Here is a 14976-nt window from a genome sequence, read left to right on the forward strand (position 1 = left end):
AGGCTGACAGCGTCTCAGGAATACCCATCTTCGCGATGGAAAAAAGCGGGCCACTGGCCCGCTTTTTGCGTCTGGATCGTCTCTGCGATTGATGTCTCCGACGGCGGGCGTCACCCCACCCGGCGCAGGAAGGCCCTTGTGCGCGGATCCTGTGGCGCGTCAAAGATCTGCGCCGGCGGGCCCTGTTCGACAATCCGCCCTCCTTCCATGAAGATCACGCGATCGGCGATCTCACGGGCAAACTGCATCTCATGGGTGACGATCAGCATGGTCTGGCGCTCTTCGGCGACCTTGCGCATCAGCGCCAGCACCTCGCCCACCCATTCGGGATCCAGCGCCGAGGTCGGCTCGTCAAACAGCATCAGCTCGGCCCCCAGCGCCATCGCGCGGCCAATGCCGACGCGCTGCTGCTGGCCGCCCGACAGGCTGGCGGGATAGGCATCGGCCTTCTCCGCCAGACCGGTCTCCGCCAGGATCTCCAGCGCGCGGGCGCGGGCTGTGTCGCGGGGCTGCTTCTGAACGGTGACCAGCGCCTCCATGATGTTTTCCGCCGCCGTCTTATTGGCAAACAGCGCATAGTTCTGAAACACGAACCCCGTGCGCCGGCGCAGGGCCAGGATATCGCCCTTGCTGGCGCGGGCGGCGTCCACTTCCAGATCCCCAATGCGGATCAATCCCGCATCGGGGGCATCGAGGAAATTCAGGCAGCGCAGCAGCGTCGATTTGCCGGTGCCCGACGGGCCGATGATGACGATACGCTCGCCGGGCTGGATGGTCAGATCGATGCCATCCAGCACCACGCTGTCACCAAATGTCTTGCGCAGCCCGGTGATGGAAATCGCGGTGTCGGATCTTGCATCGCTCATCGTGCATAGGCCTTGTTCAGATGGGTCTCCAGGAGCCGCTGCGCCAGCGACAGCGCCTCCACCAGAATCCAGTAGATCACCGCCACCACCAGGAAGGCCTCGAAATAGAGGAAACTGCCTGCGGCCTCTTTCTGGGTCGCCCCCATCATTTCAGTGACCCCCAGCGTAAAGGCAAGCGAAGTGCCCTTGATCATGTCGATGAAGTAATTGACCAGCGTCGGCGCCGCGATCCGGGCCGCCTGCGGCAGCACGATACGGCGCATCATCTGGCCGCGGGTCATGCCGATCGACTGCGCCGCCTCCCATTGGCTGCGATCGACGCCAAGGATGGCGGCGCGGATGCTTTCGGCCATATAGGCAGCAAAATGCAGGGTCAGCCCCATGATTGCCGCGGTGACCCCGTCAATCTGGGTCAGCACCGACAACACCTGCGGCAGCCCGTAGTAGAACAGGAACAGCTGCACCAGAAGCGGCGTGCCGCGAAAGAAGCTGATGAACAGCACCACCAGCTGGTCCAGCACCGGGATCCGCAGCACCCGTTCCACCGCCAAGAGGGACGCCAGCACCAGTGCCAGCGCCATGGCCACCACCGCCATGAACAGCGTCAGCGGCACATAGCTCAGCAGCACCGGCACCAGCCCCAGCATATAGGCGAGGTCCAACCCCTGCATTTACCGGCTCACTTCTCGACCGCTGCGGTGGCAACCGTGATATCGGTGCCGAACCATGTCTGCGAGATCTCGGCCAGCCTGCCGCTGTCGCGCAGCCGGGTCAGCGCCGCATCCACACGGTCGCGCAGCGCCAGCCCCGCCTCGTCCTGACGGAACGGCAGGGCATTGCGGATCTCGGAGAAGGGCGCGCCGGCCAGCGCCAGCGGCAGCGGGCTTTCCTGGATCAGCTGGGCCGAGGACACCCGGTCCATCACAAAGGCATCGACCCGCCCCAGTGCTGTATCCTGGGCGATATTGGCCTCATAGGTCTTGATCTCGATCTTGTCGGCCTCCGGCAGGTTGCGCAGCAGCGCCTCGAAGTTGGAGCCGAGGTTCACCGCCACGGTCTTGCCCGCCAGATCAGCAGGGCCTGCGATACTGTCCTCATTGCCGCGTTTCACCACCACCTGGGCGCCATCAATGACATAGGGCTGGGTAAAGGCGAATTTGGCGCTGCGCTCGGGCGTGATGGTGATCTGGTTGGCGATGGTGTCGATACGCCCGGCATCCAGCGCGCCGATCAGCCCGGAGAAGGACATGGTGACAAATTCCACCTCAAGGCCGGTTTCCTCGGCCACCGCATTCATCACATCCACTTCAAACCCCTGCAGCACATCCTGCCGCACGAAGGTAAAAGGGAAATAGCCGCCCGACATGCCGACCCGCAGCGTGTCGGAGGCAAGGGCTGAGGAGGCGGACATCAGGCTCACGGCGATGGCCGCAGTGCGGGCAAGCCGGACAAATGGTTTCATCATGACAAGGGAATCCTTTTGAGTTCGGCCCCGACCTAATCCCCCTGCCGCCGGGGACCAAGATGTCGCAGGCCCGGAAATGACAAATAAGCCCGCCTGTTCGCAGCCAGACGGCAGGCAGAGAACCAGCCTACGGGACAGACGCCGCAAAGCGGGAACTTGTTCCCTTGTTGGGTCGATTTTCCCGGGTTTGTTCCGATCCGGGCCGGAATGCACCCGGATCTGAGCGGGATCAGCCGGTATTCCCACCTGCCGAATGCGCCATCAGGCGCGCCATGTGGCGGGCCAGCTGCTGCACATTGGGTGGCTGCAGGATCGACAGATGTGATCCCGGCACCTCGATCAGCTCAAACCCGGCCTCGGCCACCGGCGCCCAGCCCAGCCCATGGGCCAGCCCTTCGGAGCTGTCAAAAAGATCGTCGCCGGCCCGGAACACGGTCAGCGGCGTGGCCAGCGGCTCCGGCGCGTAATGTTCCACCGACTGCTGGTTTGCCGCGATCAGCGCGTCGATCGTCAGCTTGCCGCCGCCGGTCCACTCCAGCCGCCGCCGCTCAAAGGAATTGCGCAGGGTCTCAATCCGATTGGCCACGATATGGCGCAGATAGGCAGGCCCCATACGCCGGAGCAGCTGCAGATGGGCGCCCAGCCTGGCCCGGCCCTGTACCCGGCTGCGCCCGGCCGGCCCTTCGGCATCAAACAGCGCCACCAGCCCCAGCTCGCGCCCCGCCGCCAGCAGCTGACGCGCCAGTTCAAAGGCGAAATAACTGCCCAGAGACACCGCCGCCAGATGCACAACCCCGCTGGGGTAATGGGTCTGGATCTCGTCCAGATACATCTTGGCGGTGGTCCGCACCCCGGTGGGGGTGTCATCATCCAGCAGGCCGATACTCAGCCCGTAGACCGGCTGGTCGGGGCCAAGGGCACGGGCCAGCGGGCGATAGAATTCCTCGTTGCGGCCCAGCACATGCACGCCAAACAGCGGCGGCCGCGCCGCGCCATCCTGGATGATCACCAGATGATCGGGCAGGCTGTGGCCTTCCGGTGTTTCCGGCGCGCCGGTCTGTTCCCCGTTCTGCTCCGCCTCCAGCGCCGCCGCCAGGGCGCGGGGGCTGGGGGTCAGATGCAGCGCCGCCAGGCTCAGCCGCTGACCCAGATCCGCCTCGATCCGGCCAATCAGCCGCATCGCCAGCAGCGAATGGCCGCCGCGGTCATAAAAACTGTCATCCGCCGCCAGATCGGGCTGGCCCAGGATATCGGCCATCATCTCCGTCAGCTGCCGGGCCAGCGGCGAGGGCGGGGCAGAGGTGTCAACCGCCGCTCCGGCGTCCCGCCGCAGACGCAGACCGAGCGCCCCTGCGGCCTGCTCCGGGGCGGGCAGGGCGGCCATGTCGATCTTGCCCCCTGCGGTGCGTGGAAACTCTGCCAGCGCCACCAGCGCCGGGCGCATATGGGCGGGCAGATCGCGCTGCACCACCTGCTGCAACGGGCCGAGATCCCATTGGCCATCGCCCGTCTGCGCCACGCCCCGGACCCAGCAGCAGAGCTGCGCCGCAGGCCCATCCTTGCCCCGGACCGCCGCCAGCGCCTGCACCCCGGGACAGGCGCGCTCCAGCACCTGTTCGACATGGCGCAGATCAATGCGAAAGCCGCGCAGCTTGACCTGCCGGTCCTGCCGCCCGAGAAAGGCCAGCGTGCCATCCCCCCGCCAGGCAGCGCGATCCCCGGTGCGATAGATCCGCGCCGCCGCGCGCTCCGCTGCAAAGGGGTCGGGCCGGAACGCCCGCGCGGTGTCCTCGGGGCGGCCGATATAACCATCGCTCACCGCCAGGCCGCCAATCCACAGATCCCCGGCCACCCCTGCGGGGGCCAGGCTGCCATCAGCGGCCAGCACATAGGCGCGGGCATGGGCGGTGGGGCGGCCGATGGGCACATCCTCCTCCGCATCAACCGGGCCGCCCGGATCATGCAGCGTGCAGGTGATGGTGGTTTCCGTCGGCCCGTAGCCATTGAGCCAGCGCACCCCCGGCGCCAGCTGCTGCCAGCGCGCCAGCGCCTGCGGGCTGACCTGCTCCCCGCCGACGATCACCAGCCGCACCGAGGGCGGCAGGCTGCGGCCACTGTCGGCCATCACATCGCACAGCACATGCCAGAAGGCGGTCGGCAGGTTCAGCACCGTCAGCTCCAGCGCCGCCACCCGGTCCAGAAACAGCCCCGGCGCGCCGATCATATCGGGCGCGCGCAGCACCACGCAGGCGCCGGCCAGGAGGCTGGGCAGCACCTCCTCGATGGCGACATCAAAGGACAGGCTGGCAAATTGCAGCATCCGGTCGCTGGCCTGGAGGTCAAAGGCGGCGGTGATGGCGCTGGCATGGGCCAGAAGCGCCCGCATCGGCACCCGCACCCCCTTGGGTTTGCCGGTGGACCCGGAGGTATAGATCACATAGGCCAGCCGCGCCGGATCCGGCGCGGGGCGGATCGGCGCTGCGGATCGGGGCTGCGCCTGCCCGGCCCCGGGCGGGATCCAGACCAGCCCGTTTGAGGTCAGCGCCGTCTCATGTTGAGGAGCCTGATCGGCGGATTCACCCATGTCAGAGCCTGAAACGGTGCCATGATCCGGCCCGCCGATGCCCAGCCGGGTGCCGCTGTCCTCCAGCATATGGGCCATCACCGCCGCCGGGTAGGTGGGGTCCACCGGCAGGAAGGCGGCGCCAACCTTCAGCACCGCCAGCATCGCAATGATGAACTCCGGGCTGCGCGGCAGGCAGATGGCAATGATATCGCCGGCCTCCGCCCCCTGCGCCTGCAGAACCCCCGCCAGCTGATCGGCGCGGGCCTGCAGATCTCCATGGCTCAGCAGCGCCCCGTCCGGGGCCATCTGCAGGGCCGGGGCCTCAGGCGCCCGCGCCGCCGTGGCCTCCAGCCGGGTTGCCATACAGGGCGGGGCCGCTGCCATATCCTGCGCCAGCCTCTGCGCCAGCGCCGGATCCGGGCGACCCTGTCGCACCAGCTGCGTGACCTCCGCCTCCGGCAGCATCCCCAGATCGCGCAGGGCCATGCCCGCGGGCGCTGTGGCGAGGCTCTGCAACAGCTGGCACAGGTGATCCAGCATCCGCTCCACCTGTGTGCCCGGCAGCACCTCGGGATCATATTCCAGCATCAGCAGCGGCTGTTCATCGCCATAGACCGCCAGGGTCAGCGGCATCGCGCCCTCTTCGCGCAGTTCCACCCGACGGTGCCGCCAGGGGGTCTGCGGATCGGCGCCGCCGAGGCTGCGCATCCGCTCGTTCAGACTGTCGCGTTCGAACATCACCATGCTGTCAAACAGCGGCACGCTGCCCGGCAGCCCGCACCAGCCGCGCATATCCGCCAGCGCGGCATGTTCATGATCGCGCAGCGCCACCGCATCGCGGCGCAGGCGCGCCAGCAGCCCGTCAACCGTCTCGCCCCCCGACAGATGCAGATACAGCGGCACCGTATTGATCAGGCAGCCCACCGTGCGCCCGCAGCCCTCCAGAAGATAGCGCCCCGATCGGGTGACCCCGAAGAGCGCCGTTTCCCGCCCGCTCCAGCGCGCCACCAGAAGCCCCCAGGCGGCATGGACCATATTGGCCAGGGTGGCCGCGCCGCCGCCCTCTGTCGCCGTGACCGCGCCTGCGCGCTGCATGAGGGCGCGGCGCAGCTCGGCCGGCAGATGTCGCTGCAGGATCCGCTTGCGCCCGGGGCTGTCCTGCGGTGTGTCGGCCGGCAGATCCGCCAGCCGGGCAATCTGATTGGGGGTTTCGAACCCCTTGAGGTGATCCTGGAAAAACGCCCGACTTTCCGCCCGCCCCGAGACCTCCGCCACGGCCGGGCTGAAGGCGTCAAAACCGGTCACCGGCGCGGTCTCGGCAGGCAGATCGCCCGCGCTCAGCGCCGCAAAGACATCCTCCAGCACCACCGCCATGCTGCGGCCATCGACCAGCACGTGGTGGATGGTCCAGACCATCACCGACCGCTCCGGCCCCAGCCGCGCCAGCAGCACCCGCCAGGACACCGCCTGCTCCAGCGCGCAGCCCCGGTTGCGATCCTCGGCCAGGAACCGTTCCAGCCGGGCGGTCTGATCCTCCGCCCCCAGCCCCTGCCAGTCCTCGGTCTCCACCGTGACCTGCGCCGCGGCCACGGCCACCGGCGCCACCTGCAGCACCGGCTGCGGGCGGCCCTGCCACAGCACCGCGCTGCGCAGCACCGGATGGCGGGCGCAGACCTGCTGCCAGGCCGCCTGCAGCGCCTCGGGCGCGGGCGCCTCGGCGTCCAGATGCACCACGATCTGTTCCAGATTGACCCAAGGTCGGCCGGCAGCCGCGCTTTCATAAAGCAGCCCCTGCTGCATCGGCGTCAGGGGGATATCCCGCGCCCCGTCCACCACAGACGCTGCCTGAAGATCCGTCTCGCCCATCGCAGATGTCGAGCCAGGCTTAGCTGCCTGTGAAGTACCGGTCATGATGCCCCCTACCTGGCATCGGGCCTGGACCAACCCGCGCCATACTTTCGATCCTGTGCCGCGCCCAGGTGGTCTGGGTATCACGTCACTCTTAACATCCACCTGTCTGCGGCCCTTCCGGCCCGGCCTCCGATGATGCCGACCGCAGGGCCAAAGGCTATCAGATCAAACGGCAGACGAGCAATAAAACACCACCCGGCCACGATCACATCTCCGTCTGATCCGGCAAGATAGGGAATTTGTCGCACCCCGGTTCGGAATGTGCTCCGGGTGTAAAAAGTTCCTTAATCAATCTTATGTTAAATTATTGCACATTCACCGCGTCGCGGCGATATATTCAGCGGGCAGATGTGACAAAGGCCGCCTGTCAGGCGGCCTTTGTATCTGGGTTCGACATGACACCAGCAGCAGCGGATCATTCCGCCGGGGTTTTCTGGGCAACCAGCTCCCCCAGCACCTGCTCCAGCGCCGCCGCGTCGCCGCCGCGCAGGCAGGTCAGCACGGTCCGGGGCAGACGGCGCTTGGCGCGCAGCAAAGGGGTCACCGGGCGCTTGCTGTCATGGGACAGCTCGGCGTTGATCAGCCGCGATCCGGCCGCCGCGCGCAGCCGCTCCACATGAGCCAGATCCAGCGGATGATCGCCGTGGATGGCATAGATCCGGGCCGCCCGGTCACAGCCGCTGCAGCCATCGCGGTAGCCACTGCTCCAGTCCAGCTTGCGCGCCGCCGGGAAACGGGTCTCTCCGGGGATCAGATCCTCGGCCAGGGTGGTGATCGGCTGCAGCGCCACCACGTTTTCCGCGCCGATCAGGTCGGCAAAGGCCATGGCGCCAAAGGCCCCCATACCGGAGCCCAGCACATGCACCTTGTCAAACCCAGCCATCCAGGCGCGGGTGTCCGGTGCCCGGAAATACTGTTCCAGATCCAGCGGACGGTACCAGTTCTGCTGATGCGGCAAGACCGACAGCACCGCATAGCCGGATTTGATCAGGAAACGCTCGCCAAAGCCCGGACGCAAGGGATCCTTGCGGTCCAGCGCCTGGCCTGCCCCTTCAAAGGTGACAACCAGCTCCCGCGCGCCCTCCGGATGCAGCCGCCGCATGGCATAAGACGGGGTCAGCGTGGTGGTGGGCCACAGCCCCTCTGGCAGCGCTTCTTCGGGGGCCTTCTGGCTGCGGATGGCGCCCAGATGGCCTTGCCGGTCCACCGCAGGCACCGGCTGCGGCTCGTCGGGCACGATGGTGTCAACCTCCAGCCCGTGTTCGGCCAGCGCCGCCACATATTCGGCATGCCGCTGGCGATAGGTCGCCTTCATCGTGTCCAGCATATCGGGCGACAGATATTCATCCAGCGTCGCCTTCAGCCCCTTGCGCATGAATTTCTGCGTGTTCAGCGCCGGCAGGCCGAAATGTTCGGTCAGCTCGGCCACCCGGTTGTCATGCTTGAGGAAAATCGCCGGCTGACCCGCCTGCAGGGCCGCCACGCCACCGTGGAACCGGTCGCCGATATAGACATCATGCAGCATCGCCGCCTGCCGCCAGGCGCCAGCCTCGGAGAAGTAATAATAGCGGTTGAAATCGACCTTATGGCCGCATTTGCGGCTCAGCCAGCGATTGAGCATCTCGGGCTGGGCAATATTATTGCCCTCATTATAGCCAAACCGGTCCGTGATGAATTTACCATAGGCAAAGATCTCATCCTGGAACACATAAGAGGCGTCGATCTTGTCGAACGCCTTGGCCAGTTCGGTGCCGCGTTCAACGATGGCGCCGTCGCGCATGGAGAAATGGCCTGCGGTCATCACATTGGCCTGACGCCCCTTGGCCTGGGCCGCGGCCCCGTCGATGGCCATGATCGACTGCGGATAGACATAGAGACTGGGGCAGCCCAGCACGGTGGTGTTCTCCAGCCCGTTGTTGGCCAGCCACTCTGCCGTCTGGGTGCCGCGCACCCCAAACAGATTGGCCCGTTCATTGAGCAGCGCCAGAAGATCGCGGTTGCCCGGCAGCAGGTCCTCAAACGCATGGCTGCCCTGCATCCCGGCCCCCAGCACCACAAAAGGCACCCGCCCATCCAGCGCCTCCAGCGCGGTAAACAGCCGGATACCATCGTGATTGGGGCGGATGAAATTGGCCAGTGACACCACGATCATGTCGAAATGCTCGGCGATGGTCTCGGCATAGCCCTCACCGAGGTTTTTCTGCAGATTGGCGATATTGCCCACCGCCGACCCATCCGGGTCCTTGCGCAGGCTGCGCGCCGGGGCTTCGGCATGGATGATATTGCCGCGATTTCCGGTCAGCCGATGCGCCGGTTTCAGACCGAACAATGTGTCCGTCACCGTCGGCGGCACCCCCAGGATACTGGAGAGTGCCGGATCCGGACGGTGGACCGAAAGCACGGGAGCGTGGAAAAGGATTCTCATATATCACCAGATGTTACTCGCCATAGCCTCCACAAACGGATGGTATGGCCTATTGAAAATAGGGGATCGGCAACCGCGCTTTGGCGTCTCCGGCGGCCGCAGCCCCCGGGATTGCTGCGTTGCGCGCATGTTAGCGCCATGACCTCTGGGGACAAGCCCGGAAAACCCGGCAGAGGCCCCTGGTGGTGAAACCCTGCCCATGGGGGCGCCCCGCGCACCCGCGCGCCTGGACGTACTGGACGCCCGGCCAGATCTCCCCGCCCGCGCCCCGCCGAAAGGGTTGCGCCTGCCGCCCTCTCGCGGCATGGATAGGGGATGAAATTTCTCTTTGTGCACCAGAACATGCCCGGCCAGTACCGGGAGATGATCCAGTGGCTGGCCGATCAGGGCGAGCATGAGATCGTGTTTTTGACCCAGCGGAATGATGTGAAGCTGCCCGGGGTCACCACCGCAACCTACAGCAGCCATCACCAGCCTGCCGCCGATGCCTATGGGCTGTCCAAGGACTGGGAGGCGGCAGCCGGCAATGGCATTGGCGCCGCCCTCGCCGCGCGCCAGCTGGAGGCCAGGGAAGGCTTCAAGCCCGATATCATCATTGGCCACACCGGCTGGGGGGAGCTGACCTTCATGAAAGAGGTCTGGCCGGATGTGCCAATTATTGGCTTCTTTGAATATTTCTACCGCACCACTGGCGGGCTGGTTGGCTTTGACCCGGAAAATCCCCCCGGCGAACACGCAGGGTTCTTTGCCCATGCCCGCAACACCGTGCCCTTTGCCAATATCGAGGTGGTCGATCTGGGCCACAGCCCGACCTACTGGCAGCGCAACCGCTTCCCCAAGAGCTTTCACGACAAGATCTACGTCAGCCATGACGGCATCCGCACCGACCGGCTGCAGCCGGACCCACAGGCCAGCATCGGCCTCGGCCGCCTGCCCCGGCCGCTCAGCCGCGACGATGAGGTGATCACCTATATCGCCCGCAATATGGAACGCGCCCGTGGTTTTCACGTGATGATGCGCGCCCTGCCCAAGATCCTGTCGGAACGCCCCAATGCCCGGATCCTGATGATCGGCGGCAATGAGACCTCCTATGGGCGCGAAAGCACCCATCCCGCAGGGCTGCGCGGCGAGATGGAGGATGAGCTGGGCGACAGCGTCGACTGGAGTCGGGTGCATTTCCTCGGCCGGGTGCCTTACAGCGATCTGTGCAAGATCATCCGCATCAGCCGCTGCCACATCTATCTGACCATGCCCTTTGTGCTCAGCTGGTCGTTGCTGGAATCGATGTCGATGCAGGCCACTGTCGTCGCCGCCGATGTGGAGCCGGTGCGCGAGGCGGTGACCCATAATGAGACCGGCATGCTGGTGGATTTCTTTGATCCCGGCGCGCTGGCCGATCAGGTGGTGGATGTGCTGGCCAATCCCGGCGCCTATGCCCATCTCGGCCCCAATGCCCGCGCCCATGTGGTGGAAACCTACGATTTCCTGACCCGCTGCATGCCCGAGCACGCCCGCCAGATCAACGCGCTGCTGCCTGCGGGCAAACAGCTGAAGATCTGACACCCGGGCCGGCAACCGCCCAGTCTGTAACAGTTCGGTCTGTAACAGTTCGGTCCGCAGCAGAGTATCCGGGGATGATCTGCGTCGACCCGGGATCCAGCCCCCCAGCATGGATCCATGGCCGACGCAGCCCCGACCTGCCCGGCCCACCAGATGGTGGGATCAGGACAGGAATTGCTCCGACGCCCAGATCGCGGCCTGGGTGCGGTTCTTGGCACCGACCTTGCGAAAACAGGTGCGCAGATGCACCTTCACCGTGGCCTCGCAGATGCCCAGCTCATTGGCGATGGATTTATTGGTGGCGCCGTCGATCAGCTTGGTCAGGATCAGCCATTCGCGTCCCGACAGCCCGCGCGCCGCAGCCGAGGCCGGCATCCGGCGCAGGTCCACTGGCAGGGGATCGGCCGGAACACCGTTGGGTTTCCCCTTGTTAGAGCCTGCCTCAGACAGGCTCCCATTGACCCGACCGTCCAGGGTCACCGCCGCAAAATCCGCAGAGGCGCCGAGGGTTTCCGCCGCCTGGTCGCCGCTGGATGTGGTCACATCCGCCGCCCGCAGCGCCGCGGAAATATCCGATGGCACAATCCGATAGCCGCTTTGCACCACCCGCAGCGCCGCAATCAGCGCCTCGGCCGATTTGCGTTGCGGGATCACCGCCTCGGCATAGGCGCTGAGCGCATTCTGCATGCTGGTGGAACATTCGCGCCCCATGATCAGGATCAGCAGAGAGGCGTCATTGCCCTCTTTGAACTGGCGCAATTCCTCCACCAGCTCCGGTCCGGTTTCATGGCTGTAATATAAAACCAGATCATCCACCCCCAGCCCGGAGAGCGTCGAAAGCTCATCGCAGCAGGTGCCGATCTGGTAGTCGTTGCTCTGGCAAATGGCGAGGAACATGTCGCGTAACAAGCGACTTTCGCCCACAATATGAACAGGCATGATATACCCCCATACTCTTAAAAAAACTGATCCACACACGATCAGATGGTCTCAATGAATGATCTCCGGAACAGGGAGGTCACCGGGCTTTTCTGCGGGTTTGGAACACCCCGCCCTGGCCCTCGCGGTGCTGTTGCGACCCCCGTCACAGATGGCACCCCGGTGTTGTCTTATGTCTTGTGTTTTTGTCCTTTCGATCAGATGAGCGCCGCATTGCGACCCGGCCGACCAAGGGAACGCCTCAGCCGCCTGCCCGCAGGCCATCTCTCAGCTCCCCGCTGCAGCCCCCCCTATCACGGGGAAGTTTCACAGGGCCTGCTGTTCAGGCGGGCCTCCTCCAGGCCAGCCCCCTAAAATGCCGGGGCCAAATATCACGCCCCCCTGCCTCCAAATTGCAGCCCGTATCAGCGCTGCACCGCTATGCGGCACTCCAAAATAGCCCGAATCCATCCGTTTTTGTCAAAAAACTTACCCATTGGCGAAATGTTGGCGCCACCAGAACCAAAGCCTAAAGTATTGTTTTCGATATAGGCTTTTGTTTTATCAACAAGAATATCCTCAGGGCGGGCAAATCCAAAGATGTGCGAATTCCTTAATTCTGACCCGCCCCGGGCCGGTTTCCACAACCTAATGGTGTTCAATCTTCGCGAATCCTACCGCAGGAGATGGAATCACCCTTCCTTTGTTGCGCCCCCGCCCGGATCCTTACCCCCTCCGAGGTAGTTCTCCTTGAGCCCTTCACTCAGGCGGCGGATCTTTGCCAATATCTAATCATTTGAAAAATAATAATATTATGGAAAATACCGAATTGGCCCTTCGCGGTGACTTGTGGCTTACCCTGCGTCACCACACCAGATATTGATTAAAACTCAACCCTCTGTGGGTTCGCCCGTTGGTTGATCGCAAGGACAGCCCAAACCAACAGCGAATCGTCACATCCGAAGGGGTACGCCCTCTGCACAATTTGACGGCACCGGCGATATGCTAGGCTGGGACATATTCGTTTTGATATGCCGGGGGGCAATATGAATGTGTTCGGGGGCGCCGTGATCCACACGGGCGAGATCGCTTTTGCGCGATCGTTTCAAAGACAAGTTTCATCCATCACCACCACCGCCATTGCCGAGATCGACTGCACCGGGCCTGCCCGTCTGCTGGTGACCACATGTCTTGTGACCAGCGGCGACGGGGCCAGCAGCGACGGGGTCAGCGGTGCCGGATCCGCATCACGATCCGCAGCCGGGTCGCGGCCGAAACCGCCCAGGGAGGATCTTCGCTCCCTGCTGCGCAGCGGGCCGCTGATCCATTGCACCCAGCTGCATGATCCGCAGAGCCATCCCAACGCCTGGCCCGACTGGCTGGATCCCGCTGCCCTGCGTGCGGATGGCTCTGGCCACAGGTCTGGCCGCTGGGTGGTGTTTGCCTGCCGTTTTGCCGATGGCAGCGAAGACCGGGTCGCGCTGCATCTGGAAGGCAGCCAGCATGACAGCCATTGCGCCGATATCCTGCCTGCCATCTGGCCGCTCACCCGCGAGGATGCGCTGCGCGAGATGCTCGCCGGCACACCGGCGCCGGAGCTGGCCCTGGAGGCCTCCGAGACCTCCGAAGCGATGCTCTGGACAATTTCCACCAAAAGCGACAGCGCGGTTCTGGTGCTGGACAGCTCGGGCCGGCTGCTGGATTGCAATGGGGCCGGCTGCGACATGCTGGCGGCAGGCAATCTGCTGTGCAACAGCGACGGCGTGCTGCGCTGTGCCAACAGCCGGGAAACCCGGGCGTTTTACGCAGCCGTGCAGGAATGCGCGCGCACCCCGACCCAAGCAGCCGCCGGATCCCATGTGCCCGGCGGCGGGGCCAGCCAGGAGCTGATCCTGTTTCTGCAGGATGCCAGCTCGGGAATGCGGCTGCCGGTCTCGCTGACCTGCTATCTCTGTGCCGACACCCGGCGGGCGCTGGTGGTGGCGATCCTGCCGCGCCAGCCCGATCAGCAGCGGATCGAGATGCTGGCGCAGAAAATGGGGTTGTCGCCCTGCGAGGCCCGGGTTGCGGCGCTGATCCAGCTGGGGCTGTCCAACCGCGAGGCTGCGCATATTGCGGGCATCAAGGAACAGACCTTCAACACCTATGCCAAGCGGGTGATGTCCAAGCTTGAGGTGGCCGGGCGCACGGAAATGGCGCAGCGGCTGACCTGGCAGGCCTCTCTGGGGAGAGCGTCATGAACAAGGTAACCCATGAAAGCCTCACCCAGGGGCCACCCGCACCGGTCGCGCCAACCGCGGCCTCGATCGGCGCCGCAGCCCTGGCCGCCCAGGACCGCCGCGCGGCAGACCCCACCACAGGATCGACCACGGATGCGACCAGAAACACCGGCAAGGCCAAGTCGGCAGCCGGATCAGAAACCGCAGCCGAGCCGGCATCAGATATCGAGATGGAGAGCACCACGGATCAGACCACGCAGAACACCGACAAGCCGCGCCCCGACGGGGAGCCGGCCCATGCAGAAGCCACATCGGAGGCCGCCGCCCACAGGCTCGCCCCGGCGGATCTGGACCAGCTGGCCGCCCATCTGCGCGGCGGCCCCCAGCCTCTGGCCGGGCGCGGCGATCTCATCGAGCTGCACAAGCGGATCACGGCGATGTTCGCCACCCTCAACGACGGGCTGGGTGAGATCTACACCCGGAAGGCCGAGGCGGATCGCAAGGCGCTGAGCGCGCGCATCGACACGCTGGAGGAGGCGGTGAACCGGATGGAAGGGGCGCTGCGGATCGAGCTGGAGCCGGTGCTGCGCAACAGTTTTGCCAGGGTGCTGGCCGACAGCTCCGCCCACCGCCGCAGCCTGCGGCAGCGGCTGGCACGCGGGCTTGGCCAGGGCGGATATCTTGCGCTGATCCTGGCGCTCGGGCTGGCGGCGGGCACGCTCTATCACAGCCGGATTTCCGCCGCTGCCGGCACGGCCTGGAGCGAGGCGCAGATCCATTGGGCCAGCCTTGTCCGTTTTGTTGAAACAACCAGAGAAGATCCGGGCCAATAAGCAGGGAGACGGCCTGGCGATATCTGCAAATAATAGACTCTAACAAAGGATAAAGAGTCTTTCTCTTTCGGGGGTGCGACATCCCTCCGGGCCGGACTGCTGTCCCAAATCCCCGGCCCGGAAAAGATGCGTCGGACGGCTTTGGTGCCTGTCCCACATATCTCGCAGAAGAGCCCGCCGGGCATCTGATGCCGCACCCCCGGAAATCGACAA

General features: G+C 65.1%; 10 protein-coding genes. 3 read left to right on the plus strand and 7 right to left on the minus strand.

The features are described from left to right. Positions 1-110: 110 nt before the first annotated feature. The 5 genes from VWY34_RS03500 to VWY34_RS03520 all read right to left on the minus strand — a co-directional run bounded on the left by VWY34_RS03500 (position 111) and on the right by VWY34_RS03520 (position 9233). Positions 111-866, minus strand: coding sequence for an amino acid ABC transporter ATP-binding protein (locus tag VWY34_RS03500; RefSeq protein WP_416558527.1), 756 nt, complete (start codon positions 864-866; stop codon positions 111-113). Then, complete coding sequence (locus VWY34_RS03505; RefSeq protein ID WP_340547826.1) at positions 863-1537, minus strand: amino acid ABC transporter permease; 675 nt, start codon at positions 1535-1537, stop codon at positions 863-865. The genes VWY34_RS03500 and VWY34_RS03505 overlap by 4 nt, the downstream gene beginning before the upstream one ends. An 8-nt stretch (positions 1538-1545) precedes the next feature. Further along, a complete protein-coding gene (locus VWY34_RS03510; RefSeq protein WP_416544867.1) occupies positions 1546-2277 on the minus strand; it encodes an amino acid ABC transporter substrate-binding protein in 732 nt (243 codons plus the stop codon). 283 nt (positions 2278-2560) lie between these two features. Further along, positions 2561-6808, minus strand: a complete 4248-nt coding sequence (locus tag VWY34_RS03515; protein ID WP_416544856.1) for a non-ribosomal peptide synthetase — start codon at positions 6806-6808, stop codon at positions 2561-2563. 415 nt (positions 6809-7223) lie between these two features. Beyond that, positions 7224-9233 carry a polysaccharide pyruvyl transferase family protein gene (locus VWY34_RS03520; protein ID WP_416544857.1) on the minus strand — a complete coding sequence of 670 codons (2010 nt, stop codon included), beginning with the start codon at positions 9231-9233 and terminating at the stop codon, positions 7224-7226. A 315-nt stretch (positions 9234-9548) separates the two neighbouring features. Between VWY34_RS03520 and VWY34_RS03525 the strand changes: the two genes are divergently transcribed. After that, complete coding sequence (locus tag VWY34_RS03525; protein WP_416544858.1) at positions 9549-10793, plus strand: glycosyltransferase family 4 protein; 1245 nt, start codon at positions 9549-9551, stop codon at positions 10791-10793. Positions 10794-10955: 162 nt separating this feature from the next. Here VWY34_RS03525 and VWY34_RS03530 read toward each other — a convergent pair whose 3' ends face one another. Beyond that, on the minus strand, positions 10956-11732 hold the full coding sequence (locus VWY34_RS03530; protein ID WP_340547831.1) for a helix-turn-helix transcriptional regulator: 777 nt from the start codon (positions 11730-11732) through the stop codon (positions 10956-10958). Between the two features lie 404 nt (positions 11733-12136). Beyond that, positions 12137-12373, minus strand: coding sequence for a hypothetical protein (locus VWY34_RS03535; RefSeq protein WP_340547832.1), 237 nt, complete (start codon positions 12371-12373; stop codon positions 12137-12139). 384 nt (positions 12374-12757) lie between these two features. Here VWY34_RS03535 and VWY34_RS03540 point away from each other — a divergent pair, with 384 nt between their 5' ends. Continuing rightward, on the plus strand, positions 12758-13951 hold the full coding sequence (locus VWY34_RS03540; protein WP_416537082.1) for a helix-turn-helix transcriptional regulator: 1194 nt from the start codon (positions 12758-12760) through the stop codon (positions 13949-13951). After that, positions 13948-14763, plus strand: a complete 816-nt coding sequence (locus VWY34_RS03545) for a hypothetical protein (protein ID WP_340547834.1) — start codon at positions 13948-13950, stop codon at positions 14761-14763. The genes VWY34_RS03540 and VWY34_RS03545 overlap by 4 nt, the downstream gene beginning before the upstream one ends. Positions 14764-14976: the final 213 nt, after the last annotated feature.

The sequence above is a fragment of the Phaeobacter sp. JH20_02 genome (assembly GCF_048056915.1).
GTDB lineage: Bacteria > Pseudomonadota > Alphaproteobacteria > Rhodobacterales > Rhodobacteraceae > Phaeobacter > Phaeobacter bryozoorum.

Coding starts and splice junctions, on each gene's coding strand:
- VWY34_RS03515 (WP_416544856.1), bottom strand. CDS start 6,808: ATGACCGGTACTTCACAGGCAGCTAAGCCTGGCTCGACATCTGCGATG.
- VWY34_RS03525 (WP_416544858.1), top strand. CDS start 9,549: ATGAAATTTCTCTTTGTGCACCAGAACATGCCCGGCCAGTACCGGGAG.
- VWY34_RS03530 (WP_340547831.1), bottom strand. CDS start 11,732: ATGCCTGTTCATATTGTGGGCGAAAGTCGCTTGTTACGCGACATGTTC.
- VWY34_RS03540 (WP_416537082.1), top strand. CDS start 12,758: ATGAATGTGTTCGGGGGCGCCGTGATCCACACGGGCGAGATCGCTTTT.
- VWY34_RS03545 (WP_340547834.1), top strand. CDS start 13,948: ATGAACAAGGTAACCCATGAAAGCCTCACCCAGGGGCCACCCGCACCG.
- VWY34_RS03505 (WP_340547826.1), bottom strand. CDS start 1,537: ATGCAGGGGTTGGACCTCGCCTATATGCTGGGGCTGGTGCCGGTGCTG.
- VWY34_RS03510 (WP_416544867.1), bottom strand. CDS start 2,277: ATGTCCGCCTCCTCAGCCCTTGCCTCCGACACGCTGCGGGTCGGCATG.
- VWY34_RS03520 (WP_416544857.1), bottom strand. CDS start 9,233: ATGAGAATCCTTTTCCACGCTCCCGTGCTTTCGGTCCACCGTCCGGAT.
- VWY34_RS03500 (WP_416558527.1), bottom strand. CDS start 866: ATGAGCGATGCAAGATCCGACACCGCGATTTCCATCACCGGGCTGCGC.